The sequence below is a fragment of the Flavobacterium hungaricum genome (genome assembly GCF_015182285.1).
GTDB classification, from domain to species: Bacteria; Bacteroidota; Bacteroidia; order Flavobacteriales; family Flavobacteriaceae; genus Flavobacterium; species Flavobacterium hungaricum.
In genome coordinates this window covers 511942-530541 of the sequence record NZ_PRDM01000001.1, presented here as the reverse complement: position 1 = coordinate 530541, position 18600 = coordinate 511942, and the positions used below count along the sequence as shown (strand labels likewise).

The 18600-nt window shown below is 35.2% G+C and carries 18 protein-coding genes; 15 read left to right on the top strand and 3 right to left on the bottom strand.

Annotated features, from left to right (window positions below; translation table 11 throughout):
* The first annotated feature begins 228 nt into the window (after positions 1-228).
* From C4F50_RS02255 to C4F50_RS02185, 15 genes are all read left to right on the top strand, one after another.
* The gene (locus C4F50_RS02255) at positions 229-1152 is read left to right on the top strand and encodes a DnaJ C-terminal domain-containing protein (RefSeq protein WP_193844800.1); all 924 of its coding nucleotides are present in this window, start codon (positions 229-231) and stop codon (positions 1150-1152) included.
* Entirely contained in the window at positions 1142-1447 is a 306-nt protein-coding gene (locus tag C4F50_RS02250; RefSeq protein ID WP_193844799.1) for a chaperone modulator CbpM, read from the top strand. The genes C4F50_RS02255 and C4F50_RS02250 overlap by 11 nt, the downstream gene beginning before the upstream one ends.
* Before the next feature lie 149 nt (positions 1448-1596).
* Positions 1597-1980, top strand: coding sequence for a RidA family protein (locus C4F50_RS02245; protein WP_193844798.1), 384 nt, complete (start codon positions 1597-1599; stop codon positions 1978-1980).
* Positions 1981-2058: 78 nt separating this feature from the next.
* Positions 2059-3315: a voltage-gated chloride channel family protein gene (locus C4F50_RS02240; RefSeq protein ID WP_193844797.1), complete on the top strand. Its 1257-nt coding sequence runs from the start codon at positions 2059-2061 to the stop codon at positions 3313-3315.
* Between the two features lie 123 nt (positions 3316-3438).
* Positions 3439-4443: a DHH family phosphoesterase gene (locus tag C4F50_RS02235; RefSeq protein ID WP_193844796.1), complete on the top strand. Its 1005-nt coding sequence runs from the start codon at positions 3439-3441 to the stop codon at positions 4441-4443.
* Positions 4444-4447: 4 nt separating this feature from the next.
* Positions 4448-5131: a gliding motility-associated peptidyl-prolyl isomerase GldI gene (gene gldI / locus C4F50_RS02230; protein ID WP_193844795.1), complete on the top strand. Its 684-nt coding sequence runs from the start codon at positions 4448-4450 to the stop codon at positions 5129-5131.
* 13 nt (positions 5132-5144) lie between these two features.
* Positions 5145-6221, top strand: coding sequence for a peptidylprolyl isomerase (locus C4F50_RS02225; RefSeq protein ID WP_193844794.1), 1077 nt, complete (start codon positions 5145-5147; stop codon positions 6219-6221).
* A gap of 35 nt (positions 6222-6256) precedes the next feature.
* A complete protein-coding gene (locus tag C4F50_RS02220; protein ID WP_193844793.1) occupies positions 6257-7387 on the top strand; it encodes a peptidylprolyl isomerase in 1131 nt (376 codons plus the stop codon).
* A gap of 200 nt (positions 7388-7587) precedes the next feature.
* Positions 7588-8487, top strand: a complete 900-nt coding sequence (locus tag C4F50_RS02215) for an EamA family transporter (RefSeq protein WP_193845830.1) — start codon at positions 7588-7590, stop codon at positions 8485-8487.
* 85 nt (positions 8488-8572) lie between these two features.
* Positions 8573-8929, top strand: coding sequence for a DoxX family protein (locus tag C4F50_RS02210; RefSeq protein WP_193844792.1), 357 nt, complete (start codon positions 8573-8575; stop codon positions 8927-8929).
* A 26-nt stretch (positions 8930-8955) separates the two neighbouring features.
* Positions 8956-9672 (top strand): aquaporin Z, encoded by a 717-nt coding sequence (gene aqpZ / locus C4F50_RS02205; RefSeq protein ID WP_193844791.1) that lies wholly within the window; start codon positions 8956-8958, stop codon positions 9670-9672.
* A gap of 21 nt (positions 9673-9693) precedes the next feature.
* On the top strand, positions 9694-9933 hold the full coding sequence (locus C4F50_RS02200; RefSeq protein ID WP_193844790.1) for a GlsB/YeaQ/YmgE family stress response membrane protein: 240 nt from the start codon (positions 9694-9696) through the stop codon (positions 9931-9933).
* A gap of 108 nt (positions 9934-10041) precedes the next feature.
* On the top strand, positions 10042-10878 hold the full coding sequence (locus C4F50_RS02195) for a sterol desaturase family protein (RefSeq protein WP_193844789.1): 837 nt from the start codon (positions 10042-10044) through the stop codon (positions 10876-10878).
* 111 nt (positions 10879-10989) lie between these two features.
* The gene (locus C4F50_RS02190; RefSeq protein WP_193844788.1) at positions 10990-11268 is read left to right on the top strand and encodes a DUF2805 domain-containing protein; all 279 of its coding nucleotides are present in this window, start codon (positions 10990-10992) and stop codon (positions 11266-11268) included.
* Positions 11269-11366: 98 nt separating this feature from the next.
* A complete protein-coding gene (locus C4F50_RS02185) occupies positions 11367-13223 on the top strand; it encodes a M61 family metallopeptidase (protein ID WP_193844787.1) in 1857 nt (618 codons plus the stop codon).
* Positions 13224-13301: 78 nt separating this feature from the next.
* Here C4F50_RS02185 and C4F50_RS02180 read toward each other — a convergent pair whose 3' ends face one another.
* The 3 genes from C4F50_RS02180 to C4F50_RS02170 form a co-directional block, all read right to left on the bottom strand.
* Complete coding sequence (locus tag C4F50_RS02180) at positions 13302-13745, bottom strand: hypothetical protein (protein ID WP_193844786.1); 444 nt, start codon at positions 13743-13745, stop codon at positions 13302-13304.
* A 165-nt stretch (positions 13746-13910) separates the two neighbouring features.
* On the bottom strand, positions 13911-16265 hold the full coding sequence (locus tag C4F50_RS02175; protein WP_228011941.1) for a GH92 family glycosyl hydrolase: 2355 nt from the start codon (positions 16263-16265) through the stop codon (positions 13911-13913).
* 15 nt (positions 16266-16280) lie between these two features.
* Complete coding sequence (locus C4F50_RS02170) at positions 16281-18569, bottom strand: GH92 family glycosyl hydrolase (protein WP_193844785.1); 2289 nt, start codon at positions 18567-18569, stop codon at positions 16281-16283.
* Between the last annotated feature and the right edge of the window lie 31 nt (positions 18570-18600).

Sequence of the window (18600 nt, the reverse complement as noted above, 5' to 3'; positions counted from 1 at the left end):
AAACATTCCTATCTGTATTAATTTTAAACAATCAATCCAAAACCTATATGCAGATTTACTGATACTAAAAACAACAAATCTTTTTGCGATCTAAAATTCAAAATCAGCATTAATCTTCGTCTTCGCAAAAGTGAATCTGTTTCACACCCGTTCTGATAAGCATTTTGAAAATCAGCAGATTTTTCTTAACTTCAAGACTTTATTTACCATTTATAAAACCTTAATAAAATGGACTATATCGATTATTATAAAGCATTAGATGTTACCAAATCTGCAACGGAAGCGGATATTAAGAAAGCCTATCGAAAATTGGCCCGAAAATATCATCCCGATTTGAATCCAAATGATAAAGAGGCTGAAAAAAAGTTTAAAGAAATTAACGAAGCCAATGAAGTTTTAAGCAATCCTGAAAATCGAAAAAAATACGACAAATACGGAAAAGACTGGAAACATGCTGACGAATTTGAAAAAGCAGGCTACAATCCAAATCAGCAGCAAAACAGACAAAGCGGTTCGCAATATTCGGGCGGTGATTTCTCTGGTTTTGAAAGCGGTGATTTTTCTGGAAGCGATTTCTCCGATTTTTTCAATTCGATGTACGGAAGCGGCAGAAGCCGAACGCAGTCTAAATATAGAGGTCAGGATTTTAATGCCGAATTAGAATTAGATCTTACCGCTGCGTACACTACGCAAAAACAAAATTTAACGGTAAACGGAAAAAACATCAGAATCACAATTCCGGCCGGTGTAGAAAACGGACAGGTGATTAAAATCCCGAATCACGGCGGACCTGGTTCCAACGGCGGTCCAAACGGCGATTTGTATATTACTTTTAGTATTTCTAATAATTCTGATTTTAAACGCGAAGGAAATAATCTGTATGCCGATGCTCCTTTGGATTTGTACACTGCAATTCTTGGAGGCGAAACTTACATTACTACTTTTGATGGGAAGGTAAAAATCAAAGTGGCACCAGAAACACAACCTGGAACAAAGGTTAAATTAAAAGGAAAAGGCTTTCCTGTTTACAAAAAAGAAAATCAATTTGGTGATTTGTATATCACATACACCATAAAACTGCCGACAAAATTGAGTGAGAAAGAAAAAGAATTATTTGAAGAATTGGCAAAACTTAGAAATCATGAAAAATAAAAATTTAATCCAGATCAAACAGTTTTGTATCTATCACGAAATTGAAAATACTTTTATTACCGAGCTTAACAACTATGGATTGATACAAATAATAGTTGAAGAAAATGACGAGTTTCTAGAACCCGAACAACTCCCAACGGTAGAAAAAATGATTCGCATGCATTATGATCTCAAAATCAATCTGGAAGGAATTGATGCCATTGCGCATTTATTAAACAAAATAGAAAGTTTACAGCAAAATCTTAAGGCAGCACAAAACAAACTTCGCCTGTATGAAGAAAATCAGATAGAATAACTTTCTGAAATAAATTTAACAAAAAAGCTTGATTTTCGATTTGATTTCAGGCTTTTTCTGTTTTTGTTCCTAATCATTATGCTTAAATTGCAGCAACTTTAATTAACCTGAATTTGTTGTAAATCGAATAAATTCAAAAAACAAAAAAAATGAAAAGAGAAAACATTTTAAGCGGTTCTCCGTGGGAAGATAAAATGGGATACTGTCGTGCGGTAAGAATTGGCAATATTGTCGAAGTTTCTGGAACTGTTGCGATTGTTGACGGCGAAAAAGTAAAAACTGACGATGCTTATGCACAGACGTACAACATTTTGGAACGTGTTGAAAAAGTTTTAGAAGATCTAAATGTTAGCATGAAAGATGTTATCAGAACTCGAATTTTCACCACAAATGTTGATACTTTTGAAGAGGTAGCAAGAGCTCATTCCTCGTTTTTTAAAGATATAAAACCAACAACAGGTTTTTACGAAATCAGTAAACTGGTTGCTCCAGAATATCTGGTCGAAATAGAATTTACTGCTGTTATTCAATAAATATTTTTCGCTGCGAATTCTCGAATTCTTTTTTTATACCTAATTTCGTGAATTCACGGCGAAAAAATAAACCTGTTAATGAATTCTTTTCAATTAAAAAAAACACTTCTTACCTCTTTCAAATGGATTCTCATTTGTTTTTTAATTGGTATTTTTTCTGGTTCAGCATCTGCTTTTTTCTTGGTTTCTTTAGAATGGGTTACACAAATCAGACTTCACAATAATTGGATTATCTGGCTTTTGCCTTTCGGCGGATTTTTAGTCGGATTGACTTATTACTACTGGGGAGAATCGGTTGTTAAGGGAAATAATTTACTGCTTGAAGAATACGAAAATCCTAAAAAAGTCATTCCGTTTAGAATGGCGCCTTTGGTACTTTTCGGAACTTTGGCAACGCATTTATTTGGTGGATCTGCAGGACGCGAAGGAACTGCGGTACAAATGGGAGGTGCAATTGCCGATCAATTCACTAAAATTTTTAAATTAGATAATTCTGAACGAAAAATTCTCATTATTCTCGGAATAAGCGCTGGTTTTGCTTCTGTTTTCGGAACACCTTTGGCAGGCGCCATTTTTGCTTTAGAGGTTTTGTATTTCAGTAAAATCAATCTTAAAAGTATTCTGCTTTCTTTTTTAGTCGCTTATGCCGCCTATTTTACAGTAGAATTCTGGGAAATCAAACACACGCATTACAGCATTCCTGTAATCCCACAACTTAGCTTTAATAACATTATTTTTACCATAATAGTTGGAATTCTTTCAGGATTTGCTGCATTATTATTTGCAAGAAGTACTCATTTTTGGAGTTCCCTTTTTTCAAAAAATATAAAATATCCGCCGCTTCGTCCAGTTGTTGGCGGTATCATTTTAGCAATTGCGATTGCAGGTTTTGGATTTACCAAATTCTCAGGATTGGGAGTTCCTGTAATTGTCGATTCGTTTTCAAATACCAGCCAGTGGTATGATTTTCTATTAAAAATTTTGTTTACCGGATTTACTTTAGGAGCTGGATTTAAAGGCGGCGAAGTAACGCCTTTGTTTTTTGTTGGTGCAACTTTAGGAAGCGCCTTATCAATTCTGATTCCGATGCCAATTGCTCTTTTAGCAGGAATCGGATTTGTTGCTGTTTTCTCCGGCGCCACCCACACTCCTATCGCCTGTACGATTATGGGGATGGAATTATTCGGAATTGCCCCAGGAATATTCATTGCAACAGCTTGCACAATTGCCTATTTTTCATCAGGCTCTATTGGGATTTATAAATCACAGATTGTTAAAGGTCCAAAATACAAGTTATATCAGAAATTACGTCGAAAAGAACTTCAAAATTTGTAATAAAATTTCAAATTCAAAACTCCAAATTTATAATTCATTACTTATAATTGTATTTTTCTAAATCATATGTTAATCTGTAAAATGTTTGCTGCATTACATTAAAAAAATGTAAATTCGCACACTATGAAAATACAAGACATTCAAGCGATTCAGTTGTTACTCGCTGCCCCAAAAAAAATCGTCATCATTCCGCACAGAGGACCAGATGGCGACGCTATGGGTTCTACATTAGGTTTATATCATTTTTTGCGTAAAAACAATCACCATGCAACGGTAATTGCTCCCAATGATTTTCCCAATTTTCTGGCTTGGCTGCCCGGCTCAGAAACTGTCAAAATATTCGAAAAAGACACTGAAACCTGTACGCAGATTTTACAAGAAGCAGAGCTTATTTTTACGCTAGATTTTAACGCTTTTCATCGTACAGGTGAGATGGAACATACTTTGGCCAAGCTGACAGCTCCGTTTATCATGATCGATCATCACCAAAAACCTGATGATTATGCGCTATATACCTATTCTGATACTTCTTTTGGTTCGACCTGCGAAATGGTCTATAACTTTATTTCCTACCTGGGTAAAAAAGAAGACATTGACAAAAACATAGCGACTTGTATATATACCGGAATTTTAACCGATTCAGGTTCGTTTCGTTTTCCAGGAACAACAGGAAATACGCATCGAATTATTGGAGAATTAATTGACCTTGGCGTAGAAAATACCGAAATCCCGGTATTATTATTTGACAATAGTTCTTTTAGCAGACTACAGCTTTTAGGCCGTGCTTTACAGAATATGAAAATATTTGAAGAGCACAAAACTTCTTACATGACCCTTACACAAGAAGAATTAGACTCTTTTAATTATGAAAAAGGAGATACAGAAGGTATTGTAAATTATGGATTAAGCATAAAAGGAATCGTTTTTACAGCTATTTTTATTGAAAATAAGGACGAAGGAATTATTAAAATTTCTTTCCGTTCTCAAGGAGGTTTTGACGTCAATCAATTTGCAAGAGATCATTTTAATGGAGGCGGACACAGTAATGCAGCAGGCGGAAGATCTGAAATCTCGATGGAAGAAACAGTGAAAAAATTTGAAGATTTAGTAACCACACTAAAAATATAGTCCCATGAAAAACAATTTGAAATTTAGCATATCGCTGCTGCTTTTTGCCGTTTTATTGGTAAGCTGTAAACATCATGAAGAAGCCAGACGACCTATCAAAAGAACTTCTGGGACCTTCATGAAAAAATCAGCCGACCGTAACAAAAAGTTAGTCGCTAACGAGGAACAGGTCATCAAGAAAATCATCAAAAACAATCCGAAGGTAAAATATTATGCAACTCCAAAAGGTTATTGGTTTTGTTATGAAGAAAAGAATACTGCCGAAACTGCTGCGCCAAGAAAAGGCGATATTGCGTATTACAATTTAGAAGTTAAAGATATTTCTGGAAAAATCATTTATTCTGAAGCCGATCTTGGACCTCAGACTTATTATGTTGACAAGCAGGATATCATGATGGGGCTTCGCGACGGTATTAAAAGAATGCATAAAAATGAAACCGTAACTTTCTTATTTCCATCTCATATTGCTTACGGTTATCATGGAGACAACAAAAAAATAGGTCCGAACGAGTCCTTAATTTGTACTGTGACACTTCGAAATTTTGTACCCGATCCTGCAGCAAAAACTGCAGCTCCGGCAAATACCCCAGCAGGACAAAATCCGCCCGCTGCAACAAAACCAGCGGCACCAAAACCAGCAGCTGCCAAACCAGTTTCTTCAACCAAAAAAGACACATTAACTCCATAAAAAACATCTTAAAATGAAAAAGATTATTTTATTATTATTAATTGCCATCAGCTCGTTTTATTCTTGTAAAGAGGAACACAGCAATCTTCCAGATGGTTTATACGCCGATATAGAAACCAACAAAGGACATATTATTGTTGAGCTTGATTATAAAAAAGCACCCATTACAGTTGCCAATTTTGTAACCTTGGCCGAAGGTAAAAACGAATTTGTAACACACGAAAACCTTAAAAACAAACCTTTTTTTAACGGTTTAAAATTTCATAGAGTTATCGAAAGTTTTATGATTCAAAGCGGCGATCCGCTTGGAACAGGTTCTGGCGATACAGGTTATAAATTTAAAGACGAGTTTTCTGATCTAAAATTTGACAAAGCGGGTATCTTGGCTATGGCTAATAACGGTCCTGGAACCAACAGCAGCCAGTTTTTTATTACTCATGTTGAAACTCCTTGGTTAGACAACAAACACACTATTTTTGGTCATGTTGTAGCCGTAAAAGATCAAGAAGTAGTAAACAAAGTAGTTCAAGGAGATACTATTGTTTCTGTAACAATTGTTAGAAATGGCGAAGCTGCTAAGAAATTTGACGCTGTAAAAGTATTCCACGATTATTTTGCTGACATAGCAAAAGAGCAAAGTAAATATGCTGGTGTTCAAAAAGAAAAAACAGCTTACTACGCAGCAGAAAAAGCAAAAGCTACTAAAACTACGAGTGGTTTAGAATTTGTTGTTACAGCTAAAGGAGGCGGTAAAAAACCTGCAAACGGATCACAAGTATACATTCATTACGCAGGATTCTTAGAAGACGGAACATTATTTGACACTAGTATCGAAGAGGTTGCAAAACAATTTGGAAAATTTGACCAGCAGAGAGCCGATGCAAAAGCATATCAGCCAATTCCTTTTACTGCAGGAAAAAAAGACGGATTGATTCCTGGTTTTATCGAAGGAATTGAGCAGCTTTCTTTTGGTGATAAAGCGATTCTTTTTATTCCTTCACACTTAGCTTATGGAGCAACTGGTGCTGGAGGTGTAATTCCGCCAAATGCTAACATTATTTTTGAAATTCAATTGTTAGAAAAACCATAATACAAGATTAATAACAGACTTAAATTTAAATAGCAATGAAGTTTAAATTTCTTTTTTTATTTTGCTTAGCAATAGCAAATATTCAGGCACAAACCAAACCAGCGGCTAAACCTGCTGCAAAAACTGCAGCTGCAAAACCAGCCGCAAGCACCGACCCGAACGATGGAATTTTTGCAACAATTTCTACCACAAAAGGAGATATTGTTGTTTCTTTAGAATATGTAAAAGCCCCTGTAACAGTAGCTAATTTCATTAGTTTGGCAGAAGGAAAAAATCCTTATGTTAAAGTTGAAAAACTAAAAGGAAAACCTTTTTATGACGGATTAAAATTTCACAGAGTAATCAACGATTTCATGATTCAAGGCGGTGATCCGGACGGAAACGGTTCTGGAGGCCCTGGATATTCTTTTAAAGATGAATTTGCTGAAGACCTGAGATTTGAAAAAGGCGGTGTTTTGGCAATGGCTAATTCTGGACCTGCAACAAACGGAAGCCAGTTCTTTATCACACATAAAGATACACCTTGGTTAAACGGAAAACACACTATTTTTGGTCATGTAATTTCTGGACAGGAAAATGTAAACAAAATTGCTCAGGATGATATTATGACTAAAATTACAATTACTCGTAAAGGTGCTGCAGCTAAAAAATTTGATGCTGTAAAAGTTTTCAGTGAAGAAGTAAAAAAACTAGAAGCAAAAAAAGAAGAAGCTAAAAAAGTCGTTGCAGCAAAAGCAGCATATTTTGCAGCAACAAAAGCAAAAGCTGTTACTACAGCTTCTAACTTAAAGTATGTTGTTACAAAGAAAGGAACGGGTATAAAAGGTGCCGAAGGTTCTACAATTTATTTTCACTATGCAGGCTATTTTGAAGATGGAACTCTTTTTGACAGCAGCATAGCAGAAATAGCAAAAACATACGGAAAATATGATGCCAGTAGAGATTCTCAAGGCGGTTATAAAGCATTTCCATTTACAGTAGGTAAAAAAGATGGTATGATTCCTGGTTTTATCGAAGCATTGGATATGATGACAGATGGTGAAAAAGCTATTTTCTTTTTACCTTCTAATTTAGCATACGGAGAAAAAGGTGCCGGCGGTGTAATTCCTCCAAATGCTACATTGATTTTTGAAATTGAAACGTATCAAAATCAACCTAATAAATAATAAACAAACGTTTTGCTATACTTTCAAAAAGCCGTCAAGATTTTATTTTGACGGCTTTTTTCTTTTTTATCAAATCCTTAAAATTCAGCATTAAAACCATGCTCTATTATCAATAAGTCAATGTTTTTAATTATTTCACACTAAATACTGAATAAAATACGTTACCTTTGCCGGCTTAATTTTTTCAAACAAATAATATGATGACGTCGCAAAACAATGTATTAAAAGGTGTATTTCTAGTAGCTATTGGTGCAACTACATACGGAATGCTCGCCACTTTTGTAAAAATGGCTTACTCTGAAGGATATACTACTGCAGAAGTTACGACCTCACAATTTATATATGGGATTATGGGTATTCTGCTTATTAATCTATTTCAAAAAATAAAAAACAAGAATACTACCTTAAAAGCTACTCCAAAAAATATCTTTAGTTTAATGCTTGCCGGAACTTCTTTAGGAATGACCAGCTTGTTTTATTATCTGGCTGTAAAATACATCCCTGTATCTATTGGAATTGTTTTATTAATGCAGACAGTCTGGATGGGGGTTTTACTAGAAATGATTTTAGAAAAAAAACTTCCTTCAAAGCAAAAGGTAATTGCAGTTATTATTGTTCTTTTTGGAACCGTATTAGCAACCAATATTATCAATAACGATATTGAACTAGACTGGCGTGGTCTGATTTGGGGAATTTTGGCTGCCGCATCTTTTACTACCACTATGTTTACGGCAAACCGTGTTGCTACCGAAATTTCTTCTGCACAAAGAAGTTTGTACATGCTTTTGGGCGGTGCCACTATCGTATTTTCTTTTGCGTTTGCAACTCAGATAACCCCATTTAACTTTGAAATCTTCTTAAAGTGGGGAATCGTTTTGGCTTTGTTTGGCACAATTATTCCGCCAATGTTGATGAATGCTGGTTTTCCTTTAACGGGAATTGGATTAGGAAGCATCGTTTCTGCATTAGAACTACCTGTTTCTGTAATGATGGCTTTTGTACTTTTAAACGAAAAAGTAATTCTATCTCAATGGATTGGAATTATTCTGATCATTCTGGCGATCATTATTATGAATGTAAATTTTAAGCCAAAAAAATAATCCTTTTCAAACAAATTAAAAAAAGCAATTGTAATGTAATAATTGTTAATTTTTTTCATAATTTCGTGATAAATAACTCACTATCATGAATTTACCTTGGCATTTGTATTTAATGGCTTTATTGTATATAATTGCTGGAATCAATCATTTTCGAAAACCCGGAATGTACATCAGAATCATTCCGCCCCTGTTTAAAAATCCCAAATTAATAAATATTTTAAGTGGTGCTGCCGAAATAATTTTAGGCGTACTGTTAACTTTCTCTTTTATCAGCCGTATAGCAGCTTGGGGAATCATAGCATTGTTAATTGCTGTCTTTCCTGCCAATTTTTACATGCTCCAAGAAAAAAAAGCAAGTTTTGGTTTACCTAAATGGATTTTATTTGTACGTTTGCCCCTACAATTTGTTTTGATCTATTGGGCATACCAATATACATTCTAACAATTAACCATTAAAATTATTTTATTATGAAAAAATTATTCGCAGAATTTTTCGGAACCTACTGGCTGGTGTTTGGAGGTTGCGGAAGTGCATTATTTGCAGCGGGGTATCCTGAACTCGGAATCGGATTTGCAGGAGTTGCACTAGCATTTGGTTTAACAGTATTAACAATGGCTTATGCTGTAGGACATATCTCTGGAGGTCATTTTAACCCAGCGGTATCATTTGGTTTATGGGCTGGAGGCAGATTTCCGGCCAAAGATTTAATTCCGTACATAATTGCGCAATGTATCGGTGCTATAGCCGCAGCAGGTACTTTGTACACGATTGCTTCTGGAAAAGCAGGTTTTGTAATTGATGCTACTAAAGCAGGAGCCTTTGCGTCAAACGGATTTGGAGCTTTTTCTCCAGATGGTTATTCACTAACCGCGGCATTTATTGCTGAGTTTGTACTTACATTATTCTTCTTACTGATTATTTTGGGCAGTACAGACAAATGTGCCAATACTAACTTTTGCGGTATTGCAATCGGTTTGGCTCTAACGCTGATTCACTTAATCAGTATTCCAATCACCAATACTTCTGTAAACCCTGCAAGATCATTATCTCAGGCCATTTTTGTTGGAGGAGAACCACTTTCTCAGGTCTGGCTCTTTTGGGCAGCGCCCATTCTAGGGGCTGTAGTGGGCGGACTTCTCTATAAAACTTTACTGCAAAAGGATTCTGAAACTGAAAATAATTAACAACGCATTAAACCTTACAAAATGGGATTTTTATATTTTTTACTGATAGGAGCAATCTCAGGATGGCTGGCTGGACAATTATGGAAAGGCGGCGGATTTGGTATCATCGGTAATATTATTGTGGGTATTATTGGAGGGTTTTTCGGAGGATGGATCGCAGGAAAACTTGGTATTGGCGAAGGCGGACTGCTCTGGCAGATAATTATCGCTGCTGGTGGTGCCTGGATTTTATTATTCCTAGTTAGTCTCATCAGAAAATAATATCAGACAACAATTGTACTTTTAAAGAGAAAATCCAATATATTTATATTAGATTTTCTCTTTTTTATTAGGTAAAACATTGTATTTCAAATCTAATATCGATGTATTATGAATGATATTATCAATTATTTCAGTACGATTCCATCTTCACACAGGAGTTTGATTTTAGTTGGCGGCATTACACTTTTCTGGCTTATCGAAAATACTTTTCCATTATTTCAGATGCAGTATAAAAAATGGCATCATGCGGGAATAAATTTCTTTTTTACATTTACCACCATTGTTGTCAATTTTATCTTAGCATTTATTTTAATATATACTGCAGACTGGACTGTAAGAAGCAATTTTGGTTTATTACAATGGATTCCTAAAATACCTCTCTGGCTCTATACCCTGATTGGTTTGTTATTACTCGATTTAATCGGGGCTTATCTGGCACACTTGGTCCAACATAAAACAAAATTTTTGTGGCGTTTTCATTTAATCCATCATACTGATACTTGGATAGATACAACGACAGCCAACAGGCATCATCCTGGTGAAAGTGTTATTCGGTTTGTTTTTACTACGCTCGGTGTTTTAATTGTCGGAACTCCAATGTGGATGGTTTTTCTATACCAATCCCTATCTGTTGTATTTTCTCAGTTTAATCATGCCAATATTTCGCTTCCAGAAAGGCTCGATTGGTATTTAAGTTACTTTATCGTATCTCCCAATATGCACAAGGTTCATCATCACTATGTTTTACCTTATACTGACAGCAATTATGGCAATATTTTTTCAGTCTGGGACCGTCTTTTCGGCACTTTTACCTATCTTCCAAAAGAGCAGCTTGTATACGGAGTAGATACACATATGCGTGTTGAAGAAAACAATCAATTAAAAAATTTGTTAAAAATTCCATTTCAAAAATCAAGATCTGAAAAAAACAATAAAAATCATTAAAAAAAGTAAGCTTTACTAACCAACTTATTATTATTTTTTTTAATATTGAAACATAAATTGAAAATCAATCTATTAATAATTAACACCCTATTTTGAATTAATTTTCACGTGATGAAAAAGAGTAACCGCAAAGAATTGACTTGGGAACAAACCGAAAAACTTGTTTCGCTGGCGTTAGAAGAAAAAAATCCATTCGAAGTAATTAAAAAAGAATTTGGATTGGCAGAAAAAGAAGTTCTGGAAATCATGAAAAAGAAAATGCCTCTTGAAAAATTTGAGATGTGGAAAAAGAAGGCAATTGCTAATAAACCAAAACCAAAACCGGTTAAAATAGACGATTTTGATGAAGATCTGGATGGAAAATATTATATAAAAAATAAATTTGACTAAAAATAAAGCTCCTGTTTTTCAGGAGTTTTTTTTATTTTAATTTTAGTGTAACTTTATTACAAATAAAGAGTCATATAGACATAACTAAACATTAAGAAATGAAGAAAATACTTTACACCTTAGCTCTAGCGGTAACCTTTTGGAGCTGTAAAACAGGTAGCACTGGTTCCGCAAAAAGCAATATAGTAGAGGTAAACATCAACCTGGTAGATGTTAAAGACGATAAAGTTTTAGTAACAGTAACGCCGCCGGCTATTAAAACCGATGAAGTAACTTACAGTATTCCGAAGACAGTACCTGGAACTTACTCGACTGATAACTACGGAAAGTACTCAGAAGATTTTAAAGCTTTTGATGCTAAAGGCACCGCATTGACTGTAAAAAGAATCGACGATAACTCTTGGTCTATTTCTAATGCCAAAACACTAAAAAAAATCACTTATCTGGTAAACGATACTTTTGATACTGAAAAAGGAACCGGATTTGGTAATGACGATGTTTTTTCTCCAGCTGGAACCAATATCGACGCTGGTAAAAACTTTATGGTGAATACACATGGTTTTGTGGGGTATTTTCAAGATAAGTTAGAAGTACCGTACAAAGTTACCATTACGCATCCTGAAACCCTTTGGGGCGCAACTTCTATGACAGACGAAGATGCCAGCAAAACATCGGATGTATTTACAACTTCTCGTTATGCGATTTTAGTAGAAAATCCGATTATGTATTCTAAGCCGGATTATACCACTTTCAACGTAAACGGAATGGATATTTTAATTGCTGTTTATTCTCCTACAGGAAAATTTACTGCTGAAAGTATTACGCCGGAAATGAAAACGATGATGACGGCGCAGAAAAACTTTTTAGGAAAAGTAAATGCTACTAAAAAATATACTGTCTTATTGTACTTATCAAGTATGGCAAAAGACGATGCACATGGGTTTGGAGCTTTGGAACATCCTACCGCTACAACTGTGGTTTTACCAGAATCTATGCCAAAAGAAAAATTGGTAGAATCGATGAAAGATGTGGTTTCTCACGAGTTTTTCCACATCGTTACGCCTTTAACAATTCACTCTAAAGAGATTCAATATTTTGATTATAATGCCCCAAAAATGTCTGAACATTTATGGATGTATGAAGGGGTTACAGAATATTTTGCGAACCTTTTTCAAATCAATCAAGGTTTAATCGATGAGGCTGAATTTTATACTCGTATTGCAGATAAAATTGAGCAGGCTAAAGGTTTAAATGATACAATGTCCTTTACTTTAATGAGTAAAAATGTATTAGAACAGCCGTACAAAGACCAATACCTAAATGTGTATCAAAAAGGGGCTTTGATCGGGATGTGTATCGATATCATCATTAGAGAAAAAAGCAACGGAGAAAGAGGTATTCTGGATCTAATGCACAAATTATCTAATGAATACGGTGTTGAAAAGCCTTTTAATGACAATGAGCTTTTTGCAAAAATAACGTCATTGACGTATCCTGAAGTGGGCGAATTCTTAAACAAATATGTTGCAGGGACTACTCCAATTCCTTACGATTTTTATTTAGCAAAAGTTGGTGTTGCAAAAGCTACTGAGAAAAAAGCTGGAAATCCGTTTATTAAAGGACAGACACCATTTATCACTATTGATAAAGCTACCAAAGAGATTGCTGTTCGTTCTGATATCGAACCCAACAATTTCTTTAAAAATTTAAACCTAAAAGGAGGCGATAAAATTCTTTCTATCAACAACAAAGCATATACTTTAGATAATATCTACGATTTAATTACTGAAAGTGAAAACTGGAAAGAAAATGATGCAATTACACTTAAAGTAAAACGCGGCGGAAAAGAAGAAACTATTAAAGGAACTGTAAAACTTCCGTACCAAGAAGCAGAAACTTTTAAAGCAGTAGACGCTTCAAAAGAGAAACTTAAAAATGCATGGTTGAAAGGATAATTTCCGTTAGACTTATAAAAAAAACCGACAAGTGATTGTCGGTTTTTTTTTATAGGTAAGTGCTTAGTATTTAATCTTTTATTTCTTTACCGGAAACTTCCAGTCAAACTCGTCTTTGCTATTGATAATCGCACCAATTTCAAACTTAACAACCTCATCAAATTCTGTTTGAAGAATAAACCAGTTTTCTTCGTTGAAATAATTTTCAAAAGTATCAAATGTTTCCTGAGTATATTTTGTAATGCCTTTTGCAGCAAAATCTTTCTTTACATCGGCAATGTTTCTTCCAATCAATTGGAATCCAAAAACTTCCAGATTATTGCTTGACGCTACGATATAACCTAATTTTAAGTCTTCTTCTTCATAAAATGTCAATCTAGCTTTCAATGAATTATAAACAAAAATTACATTATCATCTTCATCCTTATAGTTTTTATCAGGTTTTCCTAAAACAGCCGTTACATCGTTCTGTTTCATTCCGAAAAGCAGTTTGTCAATTCCTGATTTTAAATTTATTTTCATAGTTCTTGTCTTTATTTGAAATGCAAATTTCGCTTTTTTTTCGCCACGAATTTCACGAATTACACAAATTTTACTTTGCTAAATTAATTTTCACGAATTAGACTTTAATTAAACAACCTTCAGTCTTTGTCAAAGTTTAAAACTTTGACAAAGACAATATTAATTCTATAATCCAAAACTTTTATTCGGTTTTGAACTCATATAAAAAGTAATTTTTCCTCCATTGATAACATCTTCATGTTTCAAAAAAGGTCTGGAAAGCTCTTTTCCGTTTAAAAGTACTTTTGAAACAAACACATTTTTATCCGATTGATTTACTGTTTGGATTTCAAACGTTTTTCCGTTTTCTAAATTTAAAACGGCATCTTTTACAAGCGGACTTCCTAAAGCATATTCGTTAGAACCTGGTGCTACAGGGTAAAAACCTAAACTACTAAAGATGTACCACGCACTCATTTGCCCGAAATCGTCATTTCCTCCTAAACCATCGGCACCATTTCGGTACATTTTTTTCAAGATCATTCTGATTTTGTCCTGCGCTTTCCACGGAGAATTAGTCCAGTTGTATAAATACACTACATGATGCGAAGGTTCGTTTCCATGAACATAATTTCCGATGATTCCATCTCTCGTGATATCTTCCGTATTTTCGAAATATTTATCCGGAAGGTGCATATTAAATAATGAATCTAAACGAACTTTAAATTTTTCATTTCCTCCCATCATTTTAATCATTTCGGCAGGATCTTGCGGAACGTATAGGCTGTAATTCCAAGAATTTCCTTCAATAAAACCTTGCCCGTGTGTATCAAGCGGATCGAATTCTTTTTTGAAAGTACCGTCATTTAATTTAGGACGCATAAAACCCGTTTTAGCATCGTACACGTTTTTGTAGTTTTCAGATCTTTTAAGGAATTCATTATATATTTCAGTTTTCCCCAATTTCTTGGCTGCCTGTGCAATTGCCCAATCATCATAAGCATATTCTAAAGTTTTAGAAACCGAAGAACCGTTTTTATCTTCGGGAACATAGCCTTTATTCATATAATATTCTAAACCGTCGTAATAGGGAACTTTTGCTGTATTTACACATGCCTGCAATGCTTTTTCGGCGTCAAACGAAATATTGCCTTTTACAATAGCATCAGCAACAACTGAAACCGAATGATAACCAATCATACACCAATTCTCGTTGGCGTAATGCGACCAAACCGGAAGCATTTTATGCACACTTTGATCAGAATGTGCGAGCATCGAACTTACCATATCGGCATTTCGTTTTGGCTGTACAATATTAAATAAGGGATGTAAGGCTCGATAAGTGTCCCAAAGCGAATAACTGGTATAATTGGTAAAGTTTTCTGCTTGATGAACATTCATATCCAAACCTTTATAATTTCGGTCTAAATCCATGTATTCTGTCGGTCCCAGAAAGGCGTGGTACATGGCAGTGTAAAAATTGATCAAATCCTCTTTTTGGATCGTCTGTACCTGAACTTTATTCAACTCTTTGTTCCAAATTTCCTGACTTTGTTTTTTTACTTTTTCAAAATCCCAATCCGGCGTTTCCTTTTTCATATTTTCTAATGCTCCTGCTGAACTTACAGGTGAAAGTGCCATTTTTATCTTGATTTTTTCTCCTTCATTGGTATCAAAATCAAAAAACAATTTTAAGTTTTGACCTGCCATTTCGGGAAAATTCTTGGTTTGATCAAATTTTCTCCAAAAACCGCCGTAGACATTTTTTTCTAAAGGCGCTTGTCCGTAACTTTTTATTGGTTTATTAAAAGACATCGCAAAGTAAACGGTTCTAGTTCGCGCCCAGCCGTTTGTCTGGCGATATCCTGTTATCAAAGTATCATTTTCTACCCGTACAAAAGTCCAGACATTCTTTTTATCGTAATTGTAAATTCCCGCCGTTAAATCTAAAATAATGTGAGCATCATTTGATTTGGGAAAAGTATATTGGTGCATTCCAACGCGTGTCGTGGCGGTAAGTTCTGCTTTAATTTTATGATCTTCTAAAAATACGCTGTAATACGCCGGTTCAGCCTTTTCTGTACTGTGAGAAAATGCAGATCTGTAACCTGATTCTGGTTTTGAAGCCACTCCGGGATTCAATTGCAGTTTTCCTGTGGTCGGCATGATTAAAAAATCGCCTAGATCAGAATGCCCAGTTCCGCTGAAATGAGTATGACTGAAACCGACAATCGTTTTATCTTCGTATTGATATCCTGCACAGTATTTATAGACTTCACCATTGTATTTTCCGTTCAAACCATATGCAATAGTATCGGTTTCTGGACTTAATTGCACACTGCCAAACGGCACTGTTGCACCTGGATAGGTATGCCCCATTCTTGCCGTTCCAATCATGGGATCAACGTATTGAATCAAGTTTTTAAGTTCGATTTTCTTTCCCTGTGCTTTCGCAGAAGAGAAACTTCCTATTACTATTACTGCGGATACAAACAGTGCTTTATAATAGTTTAGAGTTTTTAAATGGCTTATTTTAATCATTATAGTGGTAATTTATTATTCATTAGAAAGTGAGAACGGAGCATCTTTTTTATCATTTCCTCTTCTGGTATTGGGTTTGTTTTTCATTTCAAAATCAATTACGGCACCGTTTATTAAATCTTGGTGTGTAAAATAATTTTTATCATAATCAGTTCCATTTAAAAATGCTTTATCAATGAATTTATTATCTGCAGAATTGTCTGGAGCATTAATTATAAGTTGTTTTCCGTTTTCTAAATTCACTGTGATTTTCTTAAACAAGGGAGCCCCAATAACATATTCATTACAGGTAGGACAAACAGGATAAAATCCTAAAGCCGAAAAAACATACCAGGCAGATGTCTGCCCATTATCTTCGTCGCCGCAATAGCCGTCGGGTGTTGGTTTGTACATTCTATTCATGGTTTCGCGGACCCAATATTGTGTTTTAGACGGTTCTTCGGCATAATTGTACAAATAAATCATGTGCTGGATCGGCTGGTTTCCGTGCGCATACTGACCCATATCAGCAATCTGCATTTCGCGGATTTCGTGAATCACCTGTCCGTAATAGGTTTCATCAAAAATGGGAGATTCTGAAAAGACTTTATCAAGTTGCTGTACAAATTTTTTGTTACCGCCCATTAGTTTTATCAAGCCATCAATGTCATGAAAAACCGACCAGGTATAATGCCAGCTGTTTCCTTCTGTAAAAGCATCTCCCCATTTAAAAGGGTTAAACGGACTCATAAATTTACCGTCTTTGTTTTTGCCGCGCATTAATTTGGTTTCGGGATCAAATAAGTTTTTATAATTAAAACTTCTCTCTTTATATAACTCTATTTCATTTTTTGGTTTCCCCAGAGCTTTTGCCAGCTGATAAATAGAGAAATCATCATAGGCATATTCTAAGGTTCTGGCAGCACTTTCGTTAATCAAAACATTGTACGGAACATAACCTAAAGTATTGTAATATCCGGCACCAAAACGTCCTACTGCTTTTAGCGGGCCTTCGTTATTGGCCCCATGAATCAAAGCTTGGTACAAGGTTTCGATATCATATTGGTATTTTTCTTTATTTTTTAAATAGGCTTCTGCAACAACTGAAGCCGAATTATTACCGACCATAACGTTTCGTAAACCTGGACTGCCCCACTCTGGCAGCCAGCCGCTTTCTTTGTAAGCATTAAGAAGTCCTTCCTGAATTTCTGCATTTACATCTGGACGCGTCAAATTCAGCAAAGGGAATAATGCTCTAAAAGTGTCCCAAAATCCGGTATCGGTATACATATAGCCTGGAAGAATTGCTCCGTTGTACGGGCTGTAATGTACCGGTTTTTCATCTTTATCATATTCATAGAATTTTCTCGGAAAAAGCATTGTTCGGTACAGACAAGAATAAAAAGTTTGATTTTGTTCTACTGTACCGCCTTCAGTTATAATAGAACTAAGGCTTTTGTTCCAAATACTTCTTCCCTTTTCTTTTATGGTTTCAAAGCTATCAGATCCTATTTCTTTTAGGTTTAATTCAGCCTGTTCAAAACTTATGAAAGATGAAGCCACTTTTGCCGTAATAACTTCGCCTTTTTTTGTTTTAAAACCAACTACAGCTCCAACATGATCTGCAGTAAGTTCTTGTGCCGTTTTGAGTTCTGTACCGCTAAAGGTATTTATTACATCAAATCGTTCGTCGAATTGGATCACAAAGTAATTTTTGAAATTTAAAGGAACTCCTCCGCTATTTTTGGTCGTGTAACCAATAATTTTATTTTCTTTTGGAATTACTTTAATATAAGATCCTTTATCGAAGGCATCAATAACAATATGAGCCTTTTGGGTTTCTGGAAAAGTAAAACGAAAATAAGCCGCTCTTTCTGTTGGTGTTATTTCGGTTGTTACATCATAATCGGCTAGATAAACGCTGTAGTAATAAGGTTTTACAATTTCGGCTTTATGCGAAAACCAGCTGGCTCTGTCATTTTCATTAAAAACCATTTTTCCTGTAGTCGGCATAATCGAAAACTGACCGTAATCGTTCATCCACGGAGAGGGTTCGTGGGTTTGTTTAAATCCTCTGATTTTATCGGCTGCGTACGAATAAATCCAGCCGTTTCCCATTTTTCCCGTTTGCGGTGTCCAGAAATTCATTCCCCACGGAAGCGCAATTGCCGGATAGGTGTTTCCGTTTGAAAGATCGGGTTTCGAATCGCTTCCCATTAGCGGATTTACAAAATCTACGGGTTCATGAACTTCTGTTGTGATTATATTTTGTGCTCCAATAATCTGACTGCAAAAAGCTAATAAACCTAGAAAGACTGCTCTCATATTCATTGTTTAATGGTTATTTTTGGGGAAT